Origin of the sequence: Pseudomonas sp. NPDC089752 (assembly GCF_044748725.1) — a bacterium.
Taxonomy (GTDB): domain Bacteria; phylum Pseudomonadota; class Gammaproteobacteria; order Pseudomonadales; family Pseudomonadaceae; genus Aquipseudomonas.
The window spans coordinates 202857-222409 of sequence record NZ_JBIVGP010000004.1 but is presented as its reverse complement, the minus strand read 5'-3'; the positions used below and the strand labels follow the sequence as shown (position 1 = coordinate 222409).

At 66.9% G+C, this 19553-nt stretch carries 5 protein-coding genes; 1 reads left to right on the top strand and 4 read right to left on the bottom strand.

Going from position 1 to position 19553, the window contains the following annotated elements; genetic code table 11:
- The first annotated feature begins 54 nt into the window (after nt 1–54).
- A complete protein-coding gene (locus ACIPZF_RS08425; protein ID WP_400797604.1) occupies nt 55–405 on the top strand; it encodes a hypothetical protein in 351 nt (116 codons plus the stop codon).
- Between the two features lie 84 nt (nt 406–489).
- Here ACIPZF_RS08425 and ACIPZF_RS08420 read toward each other — a convergent pair whose 3' ends face one another.
- From ACIPZF_RS08420 to ACIPZF_RS08405, 4 genes are all read right to left on the bottom strand, one after another.
- On the bottom strand, nt 490–1674 hold the full coding sequence (locus ACIPZF_RS08420; protein ID WP_400797601.1) for an HlyD family type I secretion periplasmic adaptor subunit: 1185 nt from the start codon (nt 1672–1674) through the stop codon (nt 490–492).
- Nucleotides 1671–3836, bottom strand: a complete 2166-nt coding sequence (locus ACIPZF_RS08415; protein WP_400797598.1) for a type I secretion system permease/ATPase — start codon at nt 3834–3836, stop codon at nt 1671–1673. The genes ACIPZF_RS08420 and ACIPZF_RS08415 overlap by 4 nt, the downstream gene beginning before the upstream one ends.
- Nucleotides 3833–5266 (bottom strand): TolC family outer membrane protein, encoded by a 1434-nt coding sequence (locus ACIPZF_RS08410; protein WP_400797595.1) that lies wholly within the window; start codon nt 5264–5266, stop codon nt 3833–3835. The genes ACIPZF_RS08415 and ACIPZF_RS08410 overlap by 4 nt, the downstream gene beginning before the upstream one ends.
- A 63-nt stretch (nt 5267–5329) precedes the next feature.
- Nucleotides 5330–19390, bottom strand: coding sequence for a BapA/Bap/LapF family large adhesin (locus ACIPZF_RS08405; RefSeq protein WP_400797592.1), 14061 nt, complete (start codon nt 19388–19390; stop codon nt 5330–5332).
- Nucleotides 19391–19553: the final 163 nt, after the last annotated feature.

The following is a 19553-nucleotide window of genomic DNA, read 5'->3' as shown; positions in this document are numbered from 1 at the left end:
AGGTGGATGTCAGTTTGCCTGTTTTCTTAATGTAGCGAATGAAGAGAGATAATCATGGCTGATAATCAAAGCTCGAACCTACCCCCCCTTGACGTTTTATATATCCATCAGCGCAAAATTAAAAACACCTCTTTGGTAGGTGGGAAGTTGGAGGCTCAAATCTGTCCGTACAGTGGTTGGGCAATAGGCCAGCGCATCAAACTGTGGATTGGAAGTGCAGATAATGAGCGCGAGGGCGAGTACCTTAGTCCAGAAGTTTCGGTGGTGGAAAAAGACAAAGGTCTTAAGGTGTACTTTGCCGCGGACCTTTTACGCAAGTACAACCATCGAAAGATAAGCTTGGGTTACAACGTCAACGGCGGAAAATTGTCTAGTAAAGTTATTCTCGACGTAGACATCAGCTAAGCAAAAACGTGGTAATGGGCTGTTGAAATAGTTGCCCGGTCAACCTCATGAGGGGCCGGGCAACTGTTCGAGGGGCCTGCAAACCTAGCGTTCGCGCAGTGCTTCCCGGGCCCGGTTCAGCGGCTTGATCAGGTAGTCGAGAATGGTCTTCTCACCCGTGCGAATATCCACAGTGGCCACCATCCCCGGTACGATCGCGAAGTGTTTGCCTGCCTTGTTCTGCAAGCTGTCCTGCTCGGTGCGGATGAACACCCGGTAGTAGTAGATCTCCGGTTTCACCTCGTCCTGCAAGGTATCCGGTGAAATCCCCACTACCTTGCCTTCCAGCCCGCCGTACACCGAATAGTCATAGGCGCTGATCTTCACCTTGGCCGCCTGGTCGGGGTGGATGAACGCAATATCCCGTGGCGCGATGCGCGTTTCGACCAGCAAGCGTTCATCCATCGGCACGATCTTCATCACCTGTCCACCAGGCTGCACCACGCCGCCGAGGGTATTGACCTCGATATCCTTGACGATGCCGCGCACCGGTGAGCGCAGGGTCAGGCGGGTCAGCGAATCGCTGCGCCCACGGATGACCTCTGAGAGGCTATCGGCTTCGGCACTGGCCTTGGCCAGCTCTTCCCGCGCGCGTACCAGGTAATCGGAGCGGGCTTCGTTGGCCTTGAGCTCAAGTTCCGAGCGCTGACGGTTCAGGCGGATCACCTCGACCCGGCTGGAGGCGCCCATCTTGGCCAGGTTTTCGGTGATCTTCAGTTCGCTGCGCACCAGCCGCAGCGAATCCTCGATGCCGGCCAGGGTTTGCTCCAGGCCGCGGCGGCGGGTCTGATACAGCGCGGTTTCGGCCTCGATCAGGTCGGGCGAATCGTGCAGGCTGTCGGGGAATACCAGCGGCTTGCCAGCGACTTCGGCGCGCAGCCGCGCCACGCTGGCCTTGGCTGCCCTGTACTTGGCTTCGCTCTCGCCGACGCTGGAGGCGGTCTTGGTCGGGTCAAGCTGGGCCAGCACCTGGCCGCGCTCGACCAGGTCGCCTTCGCCGACGTTCATTTCGGCGACGATGCCGCCTTCGAACGACTGGATCACCTGTTCGCGGGAGCTTGGGATCACCTTGCCGGTGCCCGTGGACACTTCGGTCACCTCGAACCAGGCGGCCCAACCGATGAAGGCGACCAGCATCAGCGCGCAGAGGGTGATGATGCGGCCGGCCCGCAGGACGGCCTGGTCATCCTGGCCATCGAGGTACGAGGCGGGGAGTTCGTGGTTGCTCATGCCTGCGCTCCTTGCAGTTTGGCCAGCGCGGCGTCGCGCTTGTCGTCGATGACGATGCGCCCGCCGTCGAGCACGATGATCCGCTCGACCCGTTGCAGCACGCTCAAGCGGTGGGTGGCGATCACCAGCGTACGGCCCTGGCAGAAGCGGTCGAGGTTATCCAGCAGCTTGCGCTCGGTCATGTCGTCGAGCGAGGCGGTGGGTTCGTCGAGCAGCAGCACCTGCGGCTGGCGCACCAGCAGGCGCGACAGCACCAGCGCCTGGCGTTGCCCGCCAGATAGACCTACCCCGCCTTCGAGGATCAGGTGGTCCATGCCCTTGGGCAGGCGGCGCACGAAGTCCAGGGCGCCGGTAGCGGCCAGGGCGGCCACCAGTTCCTGGTCGCTGGCCTGGCCTGCGCCGAGGGTGAGGTTTTCGCGCAGGGTGCCGTGGAACAGCCGCGCGTATTGAGGTAGCAGGCCAACGTCACGGCGCAGGTCGGCCGGATCGAGGTGGGCCATGGCGATGCCGTCCAAGGTGACTTCACCTTGCACCAGGTCCATGGCGCCGCCCAGCGCTTGCAGCAGGGTCGACTTGCCGGCGCCGTTGCGGCCCAGCACGGCGATGCGTTCGCCCGGTTGGATATCCAGCTGGCCGATGTTCAGCACCGGTGGCGCCTCGGGGTCATAGCGGAAGTTGGCCTGGCGCAGCTTGAATTCGCCGCGGATGGCCGGCAGGTGCACGCGGGCTTCGCCTTCAGGATGGTCGACCGGCGACTGCATCAGCTTGTCCAGGCCCTGCAGCGCGACCTTGGCTTGTTGCCAGCGGGTCAGCACGTGGGTCAGTTGGGCCAGCGGCGCCATCATCCGTGAGGACAGCATGGACGCGGCCACCAGGCTACCGGTGGTGAGGTCGCCCGCAATCACCATCGGTGCGCCGATGACGATCACCACGGCAAACACCGCGCCTTGAACGTTCTGGGTCCAGGTCACCAGGCCATTGGTCAAGGTGCGCAGGTGCAGGTTGGTGTGCGCGCAGGCGGCGTTGTACTGGTTCCATTGGCGCTCGAAACGCGCCTCGGCCTGCAGCGCCTTGATCTCGTCCAGGCCCTGGATGCTTTCCACCAGCATGGCGTTGCGCAGCGACGATTCGCGCATCGAGGCGTTGGCCAGACGCGCCAGGCGGCGTTGCGCCAACAGGCCGGGGATGACCATCGCCAGCAGCGCCACCAGCGGGATGAACACCAGCACGCCGCCGATCAGCCAGAACACGAACAGGAACAGCAGGAAGAACGGCAGGTCGGCCAGCGCTGTGGCGGTGCTGGAGGTGATCAGGTCGCGGATCGATTCCAGCTCGCGCAGTTGCGAGATGAACGAGCCGGTGGATTTTGGCCGCGCTGAATTCCGCAGGCGCAGGGCATGGCCGTAGACCAGGTCCGACACGCGCAGGTCGGCGCGTTTGCCGAGCAGGTCGGTGACCTTCAGGCGCAGCAGGCGCATGCTGAAATCGAATACCAGCGCCAGCACCACGCCGCCGAACAGCACATACAACGTCGGCAGGGATTCGGCGGGGATCACCCGGTCGTATACCTGCATGGAAAACAGCACGCCAGCCAATGCCAGTACGTTGGCCACCAAGGAGGCGACCATCACTTGGCCATATGGGCGCAGGTCACGCAGGACGATACGGGCGAACCAATGGCGGTCGTAAGGCGCGGTGTAGTCGTCGGTGCGCACGTCGCGCAACGGCCGCGCCGGGCGCATCAGCGCCACGCGGTTGATGCGCCCTTCGAGGGCTTCGCGGGGCAGGCGCGAGGTCAGGCTCTGGTCACCGGCGAACACCACGGCCAGTTCGTTTTCCTCGGTCACCGCCTCGACCACGGCCAGCTGGCCGTCGTCGAGCTCAAGCACCAGTGGCGTGCGCCATTGCTTCAGGGCTTTGGCGTCGAAGCGCACGAAGCGCAGTGCCAAACCTGCCTGGGACGCCATGTGGCGGAGGATTTCGTCGAGCGGGCGGGCATCTTCCACGGCGGCCAGGCGAATGCGCTGGGGCGAGACATCCAGGCGATAGTGGTGGGCGACCTGCAGCATCACCTCTAGCCACGGACCGAGGTCCGGGCGATGGACCACTGCCTGTTCGGCGGGCTGTTGGCTGGCTTGGCTCAGGTTGACGGTATCGTTCATGGCTCGATTTCCACCCCTTGCAGGTTGCGCCCTTCAAGGCCGAAGGCCATGCGCAGGGCGCCGGTGTTGTACAGGCAGTCGACATCCAGGCGCAGCAGGTCGGAGCGCGTGCCGGCGAGTTCGAAGCGCGACTGGTAGATTTCCTGCTCGGCGTTGAGCAGGTCGAGCAGCGGGCGCGTGCCCAGGTCCAGGTATTGCCGGCCGTACAGCACGCGGGCTTCCTGGATGCTGGTCTGGCGCGCTTCCAGCGAGTTCAGGCGGCGGCCCAGCCCTGAGGTCTGCGCCATGGCTTCGGCCAGCCCACGGCGTGCCTGCAGGCGGGCGGCGTCTTCGGCCGAGTCGGCGGCGGTCAGGGCGTGCCCGGCGGCGCGGCTGCGGGCGCTGATGGCGCCACCTTGGTAGATCGGCACTTCTACGTTGAGGTAGATGCCCGCCTGGGTGCGGTCGATGCGGTTGTTGTCGCGGTTGTAGTCGTCGTCCAGATAATGATTGACCTGCGGCTGCAGCGACAGCGTCGGGTAGGCCTCGGCCTTGGCCTGGGCCAGCTCGGCCTGGGACTGCGCACGCAATGCCAGGGCCATGAGCACGGCGGGCAGGCGGTCGTCGCCGTTGGCTGGGCGCTTGCAGGACTGGGCGAGTTCCGGTGGCGATTCTTCGGCCAGGGCCGGGGGCGATACGCGGCCCAGCAAGGCGGCGAGAGTCGAGCGCCAGCGCTCGTACTGCGCCTGGTATTCCTCCAGCGTTGCGCGCGCAGCCTCCACGCGCGACTCGGCCTGCACCAGGTCGGAGCGGGTGCTGGCGCCCATGTCGCTGCGCTGGCGGGCCATGCTGGCGATGTCGCCGACGCCGCGAATCTGGTCGCGGGCAATCACCATGAGTTGTTCGTAGCGGCGGGTTTCGATCCAGGCGTAGGCGGTGTCGCGGGCCAGGTCGTCGACCACCAGCAGGATGTTGGCCTGGGCGCGGGCGGCGGCCGCGTGGGCGGCATCCACGGCGCTGTCGACCTTGCCGAAGTCGTAGAGCATCTGTTTCAACGACAGGTTCACCGCCTGGCTGCTGCGGTCGCCGCCGTAGCCGGTGTCGTAGCCGGTGCGGATGCCCCCGGAAATCTGCGGGTAGTAGCCGGCGCGGGCGACGTTGATGCCTTCGCCTTGCTTGTACAGGTTGCCGATGGCTTCGGCGATGCTCGGGTGCCACTGCGCGGCTGCCAGCACCGCCTCGCTCAGCCCCAGCCGGTCGCCATTGCTGGCGGCCTGGCCGGACGGTGGGCGGGCGGGGATGGCGTCGGGCGCGTCACGTAACAGTGACGGCCCGATGCTGCGCAGTGTGGGGTCTATGTCGTCGGCTGCGTGTGCAACCGGGTGGAGGTTCAACGCCAGGAGCCCGAAGGCGCCCAGCAACAGCGGTGACAGCGGACTGCTTCGCTTCACAGAGTTCCCTTACTGCTGATCGTCCTTGCCGCCGGGCGTGGCGCCCGGCGGGTTACTGCGGCCTCAGACGACATGGATGCCGTTTTGTACCCACAGGTGGTGGCTCGGATCCTCCTGGGCCGTGTATTGGTTATAGTCGATGCCGTCGGCAGTCTGGTTACCGGTCAGGCTCCAGGTGTCGGTCATGTGCACCGAATCCTGGTCATCACCCTTGATCAGCAGGGTGTTGTTGCTGGTTTCGGTGATCGCCACCACGTCGGCGAGGTTGAGGGTCAGCGCCACGGCGCTGGTGTCGTTGAGGTCGATGACCTCGATGTCGTGAACACGCCCGACCAGGTTGCCGAGGTCGATGCTGGCATCGCCACCGCCCCACAACAGGGTGTCGGTGCCGCTGCCGCCATCGACGCTGGCGAAGTTCTGGTCGACCACTTCGAGGATGTCGTTACCGGCGCCGCCTTCCAGGGTGATGTGGCCGCCCTGGCTGCCGACCAGATGGTCATTGCCGTCGGTGCCGGCAAGCACCTCGCTGGACGCTGCCGCAAGCGTGGCAACACCCTCGTCACTGCTGTCGGCCAGCAGCGAGGTGGTGCTGAACAGACCGGCGGCGTTGTCCAGGTTGACGGTCAGCGTGGCGGTGTCGGTGCTGCCGTTGGGGTGGGTCAGTTGGTAGGTGAAGGTGTCGTGCTGGCCGATCACCGCTGAGGTCAGCCCGCTGTTGAGGGTGTAGGTGTAGCTGCCGTCCGCATGCACCAGCAGCGAGCCGTAGGTGCCGGCCACGCTGAGCCCGTTGTAGCCGGGGATGGCGTAGGTGTTGCCCGCCACCAGAATGCTCAGCACGGTGAGCGTCGAGCCAAGGTTGTCGGCCGTGCCGCCGGAAGTGTCGGTCAACAGGTTGCCGGTCACCGGGGTGTAGCTGCTGACCACGAAGTCATTGAGGTGCGTGGTAGTGGTGTTGAGGCTGGTGGTAATCGAACTGGCCAGGCCGATGCCGCCGGCGGTCACGCGGATGTGGTAAGTGCCCGCCGCCTGATTCTGGAAGGTATAGGCGGCGCCACCCCCAAGCAGGCTGATCAGCGAGCCACCGGGCACCGACTGCACCAGCACGTACTGGCCGGTCGTGGTGTTGAGCTTGAGCAGCTCGATGGTGGTGCCGTTGAGCAGGCCCAGCAGGTTGGTGGAGTTGACCACCACTTGCAGGTTGGCCGTGGTGTCGGCGCCGACGGTGGTGGTGTAGGTCGCCTGGCGTGAGCCGATCAGCGGCAGGGTCAGCGAGCCAAGTGTGGCGCTGCTGGTATCGACACGGTTAGCCAGGCTGATGTTGCTGCTGTCGATGTCGTTGACCGCATCCACCACGGTGGCCGGCGCGCTGAGGTTGCTGTCGCTCCAGATCTCCGTGGCTTGCGGGCTGTCGATGCGCACGTAGAGGTTGGCGGCATCGGTCAGGCCGTTGCCGTGCACCAACTGGTAGCTGAACACGTCCACCTTGCCGACGCTGGAGGGGCTGCCGTTCGGCGTGTAGGTGTAGCTGCCGTTGGCGCTGATCACCAAGGTGCCGTACAGGCCCTGCACGGTGGTCGAGGCGCCTGCGGCGACGTAGCTGCCGTTCTTCAGCACCTGCAGCACGGCGCCGCTGTCCGGGCCGAGCGTATCGACGGTGCCGTCGGTGCCCGGGTCGGTGATGACGTTGCCGGTGGTGGCCGTGCCGGTGCCGGTGAACTGGGTGAGGCTGGTGGCGACGATATCCAGGGCGGTGGTGACTTGCGTGACCAGGCCGATGCCGCCACTGGCTACGGTCAACCTATAGTCGCCGGCTTGCAGCTTGCCCATGTCGACCTGCAGCCCGATCGGCAACACGATCAGGTCGAGCAGGCCTTGGGTATTGCCGTTGGCGATGGTCACCCAGGCGCCGCTGGCATCTTTGACCTGCAGGGTGAAGGTAGCGTTGTTGAGCAGCGCCAGGACGCTGTTGGTGGTCAGGGTCAAGGTCGGGTCGACCGTGGTGCCGGCCGCGACCGTCCAGGTGTAGGTCTTGCTGAAGCCCGACAGCAGGGTGGTGAAGCTGTCGGTGTAGGTTTGCGTGGCAGTGACCGGCGCCAGGTTGACGGTGGCGGTGACCAGGTTGTCGCTGGCGACCACTGGGGCGTTGGCGTCGACGTCCGGGGCGGTGATGTTGGCGTTGCCAGAGACGTTGTTGCGCGGGTCGGTGAGAGTCACCGTCAGCGTCTGGCCGTTGTCCTGGGCCGGGCTCAGGGTCACGCTGAAGGTGCCGTTGGGCTGTACCGTGGCGGTTTGTACCAGGCCACCGGAACTGCGCACGGTGACGGTGGCTCCGGCCTCACCGCTGCCGGTGAGGGTGCTGCCGTCGGCGCTGATCACCAGGTTGCTGGCGGCCGCAGGCGGGGTGATGTCCGGTGCGGTCAGGGCGGTGGCGGTCGAGGTGTTGCCGGCGGCGTCGGTCAAGGTGACGGTCAGCGCCTGGTTGTCCACTTGCGCGGCGGCCAGGCTGACCACGAACAGGCCGTTGCTACCGACCGTAGCAGTGCCGAGCACCGTGCCGGCGCTGTTGCGCACGGTGACGGTGCTGCCGATCTGGCCGGAGCCGCTGATCGAGGTGCCGTTGGTGTTGATCGCCGCAACCGGTGCGGCGGGTGGCGTGGTATCCGGCGCAGTGATGCTGGCGCTGCCGGACTGGTTCTGACCCGCGTCGGTCTGGCGCACGACGAGCAGTTGGCCGTCGTTCTGCGCGGTGGTCAGGGTGACACTGAAAGTGCCATTGGTTTGTACCACAGCGGTACCGACTACGCCGCTCGGGCCGGTGACGGTGACGGTCGCCCCGGCTTCACCATTACCCGTCAGCACGGTGCCACCGGCATTTACCAGCAGGTTGGTCGGCGCGTTGGGAGCCTGCACGTCCGGCGCGGTGTAGCTGGTGCTGCCCGAAGGGTTCTGCGCGGCATCGACCTGGGTCACGCCCAGCACCTGGCCATTGAGTTGCGCGCTGGCCAGGTTGACGCTGAATATCCCACCGCCATTCACCAGCGCCGTGCCCAGCACATTGCCGCCGGCATCGCGCACGGTGACCGTGGCACCGGCTTCACCGGTACCGGTAAGGACCAGGCCATTGGCCGACAGCGCGGTGACGATCGGGTTGGCCGGTGGCGTGATGTCGGCGGCCTGCACGATCAGCGGCAGCGACTCGCCGCCCAGCAGGGTCGAAGTGGTTACCGACAGCGTTTGGCCATTGAGTTGCGGGCTGTTGAGCGTGAGGGTGAAGGTGCCATTGAGGTTGGCCGAACCGCTGCCGATCTGGTTGCCGACGGCGTCGTACACGCGAATCGACGCGCCGGTGGCGGCTGTCCCGGTCAGGGTCAGGCCGTCTGCAGCGAGTACTGCACTGGTAGGCGGCTCTGGGGTCGGTATCAGCGGCGTCAGGTAAGCGAATGCCGCCGAGGTGTTGCCAGCGGGGTCGGTTTGGGTGATGGCCAGCGTCGCAGCCGAGCCGGGAGTGGGGCTGAGATCGACCTGGAAGGTGCCGTTCGCAGCGACGACCCCGGTGCCGATCACGCTGCCATTGAAGCTGACGGTCACGGTCGCGCCGGCCTCGCCACGCCCGCTCAGTACGTTGTAGGCGGTATTGATGTTGATGTTGGTGACCAGATCCGGCGGCGCGGTGTCCAGCCCTTGGTAGGTCGCGGGCAGCGATGCATTGCCGGCCGCGTCAGTAGCCACTGCCGTCAGCAGCTGGCCATTGTTCTGAGCGGGCGTGAGGCTGACGGTGAACTCACCGCCCTCGTGCACCACCACGGTGCCGACCACCACGTTGTCCGGGCCTCTTACGGTGATGGTGCTACCGACCTCACCTGTCCCGCTCAACAGCGTACCCCCTGCGTTCAGGCTGAGGTCGGTAGGTTGGGCGGGCGGCACCAGGTCCGGTGCGGCGATCTGCAAGGGTGCCGATGGGTTGCCGGTGGGGTCCTGGGCAATGACGGTCAGCACCTGGCCATTGATCTGCGCGGTGGTGAGGTTGAGCACGAACGTGCCATCGGCATCGATCACCCCTTGGCCAACCAGGTCGCCACGGTCGTTCACCACGGTGACGCGCGCGCCGGCTTCTCCGCTACCGGTCAGTTGCGTGCCGCTGCCGTTGAGCGTTGCAGTCACGCTCACCGGTGGCGTGATATCGATGGCCGTCAGGTTGCTGATAGGCGAGACGTTGCCGCTGCCATCGACCAGGCTCACCTGCAGCACCTGACCATTGAGTTGCGGCGGCGACAGGTCGACCACGAAGGTACCGTTGGCGGCGACCGTGGCGGTGCCAACCTCCAGGGTGCCGACGAACACGCGCACGGTGGTGCCGGCTTCGCCCGTGCCCGTGAGCTGGGTGCCGGCAGCGTCGAGGTGCAGCTCGGCGGCTGCCGCTGGCGGGGTCAGGTCCGGGGCATTGACCGTGACCGGCGCACTGATGTTGCCAGGCGGGTCGGCCTGCTGCACGGAGAGCACTTGCTGGTTGATCTGCGCAGGTGTCAGTTCGACCCGGAAGCTGCCGTCGGCCAGCACCTGGGTGGTGCCGAGCACATCGCCGTTGGCATTGGTCACGGTGACCGTCGCCCCCACTTCACCACGGCCGGTGATGGCGCTGCCGTCCGTGCTGATGAGCACATCGGTGAGGATGGCTGGTGGTGTGAAGTCCGGCGTCTGCAAGGTTGCTACCGCCGACACGTTGCCTGCCACGTCGGCCTGGCTCAGGCTGAGCAGTTCGGCGTTGCCCAGCGCTGGGTTGAGCGTGACGGTGAAGTGGCCGCTGGCATCCACCAGCGCCGTGCCGATGTCGTCTCCGTTGGCATTGCGCACGGTCACGGTTGCGCCCGCTTCGCCGCGGCCGGTGAGGGTCACGCCATCACTGGAAATCGCCAGTTCGGTGAGCACGGTGGGGGCCGTGGTGTCCGGCGCGGTGATGGCGCTGGGGTTCGACTGGTTGCCGGCGGCATCGGTCAGCACCACCTGCACCTGTTGGCCGTTGGCCTGAGGTGAATTGAGACTGACCTGGAAGCTGCCGTCGCCCATCACCACCGCTGTACCCAGCACGGTACCGTCTGCAGCCAGCACCTTGACGTTGCTGCCGGCTTCACCGCTGCCGTTGAGCAGGCTGCCGCCGCTGGCAAAGGCGAGGTTGCCGGCGGCATCGGGTGCCACGCGGTCAGGTGCGGTGAGGCTGACGCTGTTGGACTCGTTGCCCGCTGCGTCGGTTTGCTGCGCGCTCAGTTGCTCGCCGTTGATCTGCGCGCTGGCCAGGCCAATGCTGAAGTTGCCGCTGGCATCCACCACGCCGGTGCCGAGGTCGGCACCGCCTTGACCCGTTATCGTCACGGTGGCGCCCGGTTCGCCACGGCCACTCAGGGTCAGGCCGTCGTTGCTCAGCACCAGGTTGGTAAGCGGTTGTGGCGCGGTAGTGTCTGGCGCCTGCAAGGTGGCTGGCAGCGACGCGGTACCGTCGGTGGCCACGGCGCTGACATGCAACAGCTCACCGTTGGCCTGGGCGCTGCCGAGGTTGACGGTGAAGTTGCCGTCGTTGCCGACCGGCGCCGTGCCCAGCAGCGCACCGTTGGGGCCGTAAACGTTCACTGTACTGCCAGGGGCGGCAGTGCCGGTGACCACTAGGCCATCGGCCGACAGCACCAGGTTGTCCGGCGCATCGGGTGCCAGGTTGCCCGGGGCAGTCACGTTCTGAACTGGCGAAACGTTCTGCGCGGCATCGGCCTGGGTCACGCTGAGGCTCTCACCGACCACGGCCGCTGGGCTGAGGGTGACTGTAAAGTTGCCGTCTGCGCCAACCGTGGCGGTGCCGATGGCAGCACCGCCCGGGGCGCGTACCGTAACCGTGGCGCCCGCTTCACCCGTACCGGTCAAGGTGGAGCCATCGGCGGCGACGGCCAGATTGGCTACCGCCGCCGGCGGCGTGGCATCGGCAGCGGTGAATGGTGCGACCGCCGACACATTGCCGGCCGCATCAAGGGCGGTCACCTGCAAGGCCTGGCCGTTGGTCTGCGCACTGTTGAGGGTGACTTGGAAAGTGCCGTTGCTGCTGGCCACAGCGGTGCCCAGCACATTGCCTGCGGCATCGCGTACGGTGACCGTACTGCCGGCTTCGGCACTGCCGCTCAGTTGCAGGCCGCTAGCGGCCAGGGCCAAGGCGGTCGGTGCTGCAGGCGGCGTGAGGTCGGGCGCTGTGACCGCAACGGCGGCCGAGCTGTTGTTGCCGGCGTCGGTCTGGGTCACGCTCAGCTGCTGGGCGTTGAGCTGCGCGCTGGTGAGGGTCAGGGTGAAGCTGCCGTTGGCCGCCACCTGGCCGGTGCCGATGATGGTGCCATCGGGCCCGCGCACGGTCACGCTGGCGCCGGCTTCGCCGAGGCCGGTCAGGGTGAGGCCGTTGTTGTTGAGCACTACATTGGTCAGGGTGGCCGGCGCGCTCAGGTCAGGGGTGGAGAGGCTGACGGCAGGCGACGTATTGCCCGCCGCATCCAGCTGGGTGACGCCGAGGGCCTGGCCGGTCGCCTGCGGGGTATCGAAGGTCACGGTGAAGCGGCCATCGGCACCGACGGTGGCGCTGCCGACGACGGTACCGGCGGCGTTGCGCACCTGCACGGTGGCCCCCACTTCGCCGCTGCCGGACAACTGCCTGCCATCGGCGCTGAGCAGCGCGTTGCTGACCGCCGCCGGTGGCGTGCGGTCTGGCGTGGCCAGGCTGGCCGGGCCGGACACGTTGCCAGCGGCGTCGCTGAGGGTGACTTGCAGCGGGCTGCCGGAAGTCTGCGCATTGGGCAGGGTGATCTGGAATAGGCCATTCTGGTTGACCGTGCCAGTAGCCAGGATCGTACCCGCTGCATCGCGCACGATAACGTTCGCGCCGGCTTCGCCCTGGCCGCTGACCACGGTGGCCGCGCTATTAAGGCTCAGACCGGTGGCAACGCTTGGCCCTTGCAGGTCGAATGCCTGCTGGGTTGCAGCAAGCGAGGTATTGCCGGCAGCGTCGACCTGGGTGATGGTGAGGTTCTGGCCGTTGGCTTGCGGCGGTACCAGGCTGACGCTGAACAGCCCGTTGCTGCCCACGGTCGCAGTCCCCAGCAGGGTGCCTTGGGCATCCACAACGCGGACGGTGGCACCGACTTCACCATGGCCGGTGAGGGTGCTGCCGCTGCGGTCGATGGCGAGCTGATTGGGCGCGTCGGGTGCGGTGGTGTCTTCTGCCACCACTGTGGCCGGGATCGACGGCTTGCCGCCCACCGACAGACGGGCGCTCACTTGCAGTGTTTGGGCATTGAGCTGGGCAGTGCTGAAGAACACCCGGAAGATGCCGTCGCTGCCCACCGTTGCGGTGCCCAGCGTGGTACCGGCGGAGGTGACGGTAATCAGCGAGCCTACGGTGCCTTCGCCGGTGAGCAGGAAGCCGTCGGCGCTGATCGACAGGGCGCTCGGCGTGGCCACTTCCGTGCCATCCGGGCCGGCTACGTTGACTGACGTCTCGTTGCCGCCGCCGTCGCGCACCACCACCTGAGCCGTATCGCCGCTGGCAAGTGGCGGTGTGATGTCGATCACGAAGGTGCCGTCCGGGCCAGCCGTGCCGGTACCCAACTCGGTTGTACCATCGCGGATGATGACCGTGGTGCCAGGTTCGGCGGTTCCGCCGATGGTGCCGCCATCCGGGCTGACGGTGAGGTCGGTGGCAGGCGCGGGTGGTGTGGAATCTGGCGCGGTGGCGCTCGACGCTGCGGTGGTGTTGCCGGCGTCATCGGCGACCACGACGGTTACCGTTTCGCCATTGGTCAGCGCAGGTGCCAACGGTACGCTGAACGTTCCGTCGCCGTTCACCGGCACGCTGATCAACGTGCCGTCAGGCGTGGTCACCGTCACCGAGCTTGCACCCGGTGCGTTGCCAGTGACCGCGCTGCCATCGGCGCTGACCGCCACGTCGGTGGGCAATGCCGGTGGCGTGAGATCCGGTGCCGTCGCCTGGCCCGCTGTGGACGGATTGCCAGCGGCATCGGTCAGGGTGACCGCGAGCACTTGGCCGTCCAGTTGCGCAGGCGCCAGTGGCACACTGAAGATGCCGCCCACCGGGACCACGACCGTACCCAGCAGGTCGCCGTTGGCATTGCGTACTTCGACGGTCGAGCCGACTTCCCCGCTGCCTTGCAGCGTTGTGCCGTCGGCGCTGACCTGCAGGCCGATCGGCGTTGCCGGACCGGTACTGTCGTCGGCGGTGAAGGGGACCGATGGCGAGGCATGCCCGGCGTTGTCGATCTGTATCACCGACAGTATCTCGCCGTTGGTCTGCACGGGGCTCAGGGTGACGCTGAAGCTGCCGTCACCTTGTACCACGGCATCACCCAGCAGTTGCCCATTTGCATCCCGAACCTCCACGGTGGCGCCGGGTTCGCCCTGGCCGGTGAGGGTGCTGCCGTCCCCGCTCAGGCCCAGGCCTTGAGCAGGTGCGGGTGCTTCCAGGTCGTTGGCAGTAAGGGTGCCAGCACCGGAGGTGTTGCCAGTGGCATCGGCCTGGGTGACCGCAAGCGTCTGGCCATTGAGCTGCGGTGGGTCGATGGTCACGCTGAAGCTGCCATCGGCTTGTACCACGGCAGTTCCCAGCACTGCGCCAAGTGTGCCGGTGACCCGTACCTGGGCGCCGGGCTCACCGGTGCCGGTCACCACCGTGCCATCGGCGGACAGGGTCAAGCCGCCTGGCGTGCCGGGGGCCTGGCTGTCCGGCGCTGCCAGGTCGACGGCTGCCGAGACGTTGCCGGTGGGGTCGCGCTGCTCCACGGTCAACGCCTGGCCATTGATTTGCGCCGGGCTCAGGGTGACCTCGAAGCTGCCGTTGCCGGCGACCACGGCGGTACCCAACACGCTGCCATCAGGGCCGCGCACGGTGACCGTGGCGCCCACCTCGCCGCTGCCGGTGACGGTGGTGCCCGTGATATCGATGGTGGGCGCGCCGACCACCTGCGGCGGTGTGCTGTCGGGGGCGGTGAAATCGACGGGGCCAGCGCTGTTGCCGAGGCTGTCGGTGGCCTCGACGGACAGGCTTTCGCCATTGCGCTGCGGTTGGTTGAGGGTGACGTCGAAGCGGCCGTCGGCACCGACTTTCGCGGTGCCCAGCACGCTGCCGTCGGCCGCGCGCACGGTGACTGTCGAGCCGGACTGGCCGCTGCCGGTCAGATGAAGGCCGGCGCTGTCGATGGCCAATCCGGAAGGTTGCAGCGGGCCATCCAGGTCGGGCGCGGTGAGGGTGGCGGTAGAGCTGTTGCCAGCGGCGTCACGCAGCACCACGTCGATCTCCTGGCCATCGGTCTGAGCCGGCGTGAGCGTGACAGTGAAAACGCCGTTCGTCCCGACCACGGCAGTGCCCAGCACGGTACCTTGCGCGTTGCTGATCTGTACGCTGGTACCGGGCTCGCCGCGGCCGGTCAGGGTCACGCCGTCGGCACTCAGCACCAGGTCGGTGGCCTCGTTCGGTGGCGTGATATCCGGAGCGCCGACTTGAGTCGGCAACGAGCTGTTGCCGTCGGCGTCGATGGCCACCACGTCGAGCAGTTCGCCGTTGGCCTGAGGCGGGGTAAGGCCGATGCTGAAGGTGCCATCGTTGCCGACCTGCACGCTGCCCAACACAGTGCCCTGGGCATCACGCACTTCCACCAGGCTGCCTACCGGAGCAGTGCCGCTGACGGACGACCCGTCGGCGGCCACCAGCAACCCGGCCGGGCTTTCCGGTAACGGAGTTTGCGGCACGATGACAGTGAGCCCGACCGAGGGGTTGCCTGCGGCATCGGTCTGCACCAACACGATCGACTCGCCCGCGTTTACCGGCGCATCCAGCGTGATCAGGAAGGTACCATTGGCGGCCACCGTGCCGGTGCCGATGACATTGCCGTTGGCATCGCGTACCTCAACGCTGGCGCCGACTTCGCCGCGACCGGAAATCACCTGGCTACCCGCCCCGGCCACGACGTTGGTGATGATGCCCGGGGCAGTGATGTCCGGGGCGTCATAGCTCAGCGGCGCAGAGCTGTTGCCGGTGGCATCGATGACGCGAATGCTCAGCGCTTCGCCATTGGCTTGCAGTGGGTCGAGGGTGAGGCTGAAGCTGCCGTCCGGCGCGACGATACCGCTACCGATCAGGGCGCCGTTGGCGTCACGCACCTCTACGCGGGCGCCAGGCTCGGCGCTGCCTGCCAGGGTTTCGCCATCAACCAGGCTTAGCCCGGTGGGTTGCCTGGGAGCGACCAGGTCTGGAGAGGTGAGCGGGCTCGGCGTGGACACATTGCCCGCTGCGTCGGTCAAGGTCACCTGCAGGGACGAGCCATCGACCACCGCTGCGTTCAATTGCAGGGTAAAGCTGCCATCGGGCAGCACGGTACCGGTCCCGACAATCTGGCCCTGATCGTTCAGCACGTTGACCGTGGCCCCAGCCTCGCCACGCCCCGACACGGTGCGACCGTCAGTGCTGATCAGCAGGTCGCTGGCTGGCGCGGGAGGGGTGGTGTCGCCGCCGCCGTCGATGTCCGGCGCAGTGACGTTGCCGGCCGTGGAGGCATTGCCAGCTGCATCGGTGGCCGTGACCTGCAGTTGCTCGCCATCGACCTGCGCAGGTGAAAGCGTGATGCTGAAGGCGCCGCTGGCACCGACTACGGCGCTGCCGAGCAACGTCGTGCCATCGGCGGCAAGAATGCGCACGGTGCTGCCCGGCTCGGCGCGCCCGCTGACCACGCTGCCATCAGCGCTGATCGCAAGGTCGGACGGCGCCGTAGGGGCGGTGATGTCGGGAGCGCTGACCTGGGCCGGCAGGGACGATGCGCCGCTGCCGTCGACTGCCGTTACGTCCAGCAGCTCGCCATTGGCTTGGGCTGGATTGAGTACGAGGGTGAAGGTGCCTTCGGCGCCGACCACGACGCTGCCGACCAGTGTGCCGTTGGCGTCATGCACTTCGACACGGCTGCCGACAGGCGCGCTGCCGCTGATGCTGCTGCCATCGGCAGCGATGACCAGATTGCTCGGGCTGTCCGGTGCGGGGGTCAGCGGAACCTCGAATTGCACAGGCGCGGAGGCGTTGCCGCTGGGGTCGGTCTGCAGAATGTTCAGTTGCGCGCCAGGCTGCGCGGCTGGGGCAAGGTCGAGCAGGAAGGTGCCGTTGGCGGTGACTACGCCACTGCCGATCAGGTTGCCGTTGCCATCGCGCACTTCGACGGTGGCACCGGCTTCGCCACGGCCACTGAGCAGCGAGCCGCCCGCGCCGACCACGACATCACTGACCGCAGCCGGTGGCGTGGTATCGGGCGCGTCGAATTCAAGCGGTGTGGAACTGTTGCCGGCAGCATCGACCAGGCGCACGTCGAGCGTCTGGCCATTGGCCTGGGCAGGCGAGAGGGTCAGGCTGAAGCTGCCGTCCACGCCGACCAGGCCGCTACCGATCACGGTGCCATTGGCATCGCGTACCTGCACGGTGGCGCCGGGCTCGCCGCGACCGGTCAGGGTGACGCCGTCGGCCAGGGCCAGGTCGGTAGGTTGCGCAGGGGGCTGCAGGTCGGCCGAAGTCACCGAGCCGGGTTGCGAGACGTTGCCGGCCGCGTCGGTGAGCACGACTTGCAAGGTGCTGCCATCGTTCACAGGCGGGTCGAGGGTCAGCTGGAAGGTACCGTCGGGGTTGACCGTGCCGGCGGCCAGCACATTGCCGTTGGCGTCGCGTACCTGCACGGTGGTGCCGGCCTCACCACGGCCGCTGATCTGCTGGCCGGCCAGGCCGATTGCCAGGTCAGATGGGGCATCGGGTGGCGTGATGTCGCCTCCGTCGATGTCCGGCGCGGTGACGTTGCCAGCCGTAGAGGCATTGCCAGCGGCATCGGTGGCAGTGACTTGCAGTTGTTCGCCATCGATTTGAGGCGGGTCGAGGGTGATGCTGAAGACACCCGTCGCACCAACCACGGCGCTGCCCAACAGCGTGGTGCCGTCGGCGGCGAGCACGCGCACCGTGCTGCCAGGCTCGGCGCGCCCGGTGACCGTGCTGCCGTCCGCACTGACGGCCAGTTCGCTGGGGATTGCCGGGGCGGTGATGTCCGGTGCGCTGACCTGCGCGGGCAGTGATGATGCACCGCTGCCGTCGATGGCCACCACGTCGAGCAGTTCGCCATTGGCCTGAGGCGGCGCGAGCGGGATGCTGAAAGTGCCGTCCAGGCCGGCCACCACGGTACCGATCAGGGTGCCATCGGCGTCACGGACTTCGACACGGCTGCCGACAGGCGCGCTGCCGCTGATGCTGCTGCCATCGGCAGCGATGACCAGATTGCTCGGGCTGTCCGGCGCGGGGGTCAGCGGAACTTCGAATTGCACAGGCGCGGAGGCGTTGCCGCTGGGGTCGGTCTGCAGAATGTTCAGTTGCGCGCCGGGTTGCGCGGCTGGGGCAAGGTCGAGCAGGAAGGTGCCGTTGGCGGTGACTACGCCACTGCCGATCAGGTTGCCGTTGCCATCGCGCACTTCGACCGTGGCACCGGCTTCGCCACGGCCACTGAGCAGCGAGCCGCCCGCGCCGACCACGACATCACTGACCGCAGCCGGTGGCGTGGTATCGGGCGCGTCGAATTCAAGCGGTGTGGAACTGTTGCCGGCAGCATCGACCAGGCGCACGTCCAGCGTCTGGCCATTGGCCTGGGCAGGCGAGAGGGTCAGGCTAAAGCCGCCGTCCACGCCGACCAGGCCGCTACCGATCACGGTGCCATTGGCATCGCGCACCTGTACGGTGGCGCCGGGCTCGCCGCGACCGGTCAGGGTGACGCCGTCGGCCAGGGCCAGGTCGGTAGGTTGCGCAGGGGGCTGCAGGTCGGCCGAAGTCACCGAGCCGGGTTGCGAGACGTTGCCGGCCGCGTCGGTGAGCACCACTTGCAAGGTGCTGCCATCGTTCACAGGCGGGTCGAGGGTCAGCTGGAAGGTACCGTCGGGGTTGACCGTGCCAGAGGCCAGCACATTGCCGTTGGCGTCGCGTACCTGCACGGTGGTCCCGGCTTCGCCCTGGCCGCTCAGTTGCCGACCGGCCAGGCCGATTACCAGGTTGCTCGGGGCGTCGGGTGGGGTGATGTCGGGCGGGTTGCCGATGCCATCATCCGGTGCAGTGATGGCGGCTGCGCTCGAGGTGTTGCCCGCAGCATCCTGGGCCGTGACCTGCAACGCCTGGCCGTCGGTCTGCGAGGGTTGCAGGGTGACACTGAACTGACCGTCGGCGCCTGCCACGGCAGTACCCAGCAATACACCGTCAGCGCCAAGCACTTGCACGGTGGAGCCCGCCTCGGCACGGCCGGTAAGGATGGTGCCTTGCTCGTTGATGAGCAAATCGACAGGGGCCGCAGGAGGCGTCGTATCCGGTGCGGCGACCACACCGGCTTGCGAGGTGTTGCCAGCGGCATCGGTGAGCGTTACATCCAGGTTTTGCCCGTTGGCCTGGGGAGCGTTCAGGGAAATGTCGAACGTGCCGTCGCTGCCCACGGTACCGCTGCCGATCAGATTGCCAGCCGCATCACGTACGTTCACCGTGGAACCGGCCTCGCCGCGGCCCGTCAGGCGCAGGCCGTCTGGCGATACCAGCAGGTCAATGGGTGTGGCTGGGGGTGTGGTTTCGCCTGGTTCGGAGCCACCACCGCTGCTGCCACCGCCGCCGCCATTGTCGGCAGCGGCGGCCGCACCGCCAACGCCCAGCAGGCCGAGCCCGGCAATCGCCCAGGTCGGGGTGGCGCTACCGGCAACGCCGATCCCGGCGACCAGTTCATCGAGGGAGGCCACTTCCTCGAAGGTAAAGCCGGTGAACGCCGCGGCATCGTAGTTGGCGTGCCACAAGGTCCCGTCTTCGCCGACGAAGACCATGTCACTGCCGACGCCGGCCTGGTCCACGGCAAAGAAGTTGCCGACAGTGACCTTTTCCCCGGATTTCAGCGTGACGATCAGGTCCTGGCCACGCCGGGTGACGGTAGCCACCTGGTCCGGGGCCACCGGCATCTGCACGACACCTGGGCTATTGAGCGTGATATTGCCGAAGGCGCTCTGGGTGGCGACTGCGGATTGCTTGTCGGCGACGACGATGTTGTCCATGCATGCTCCCTGCTGGTGTGCGGTACACCGGATCGGCAATTGCGATCCGTGGCTGGCGCAGCGTCGTAACCTGCTGTGCGCAGCTGGGCCGTGTAGCGGCCCTGTTACCGGTGGTAAGGGAGATATAGCAGTCCAACGGGAAGCAACCAGAGGCTTTCTGGGT

Bases quoted from the DNA above. Each gene is read 5' to 3' on its own strand.
- ACIPZF_RS08420 (WP_400797601.1), bottom strand. From the start codon at position 1,674: ATGAGCAACCACGAACTCCCCGCCTCGTACCTCGATGGCCAGGATGAC.
- ACIPZF_RS08405 (WP_400797592.1), bottom strand. From the start codon at position 19,390: ATGGACAACATCGTCGTCGCCGACAAGCAATCCGCAGTCGCCACCCAG.
- ACIPZF_RS08415 (WP_400797598.1), bottom strand. From the start codon at position 3,836: ATGAACGATACCGTCAACCTGAGCCAAGCCAGCCAACAGCCCGCCGAA.
- ACIPZF_RS08425 (WP_400797604.1), top strand. From the start codon at position 55: ATGGCTGATAATCAAAGCTCGAACCTACCCCCCCTTGACGTTTTATAT.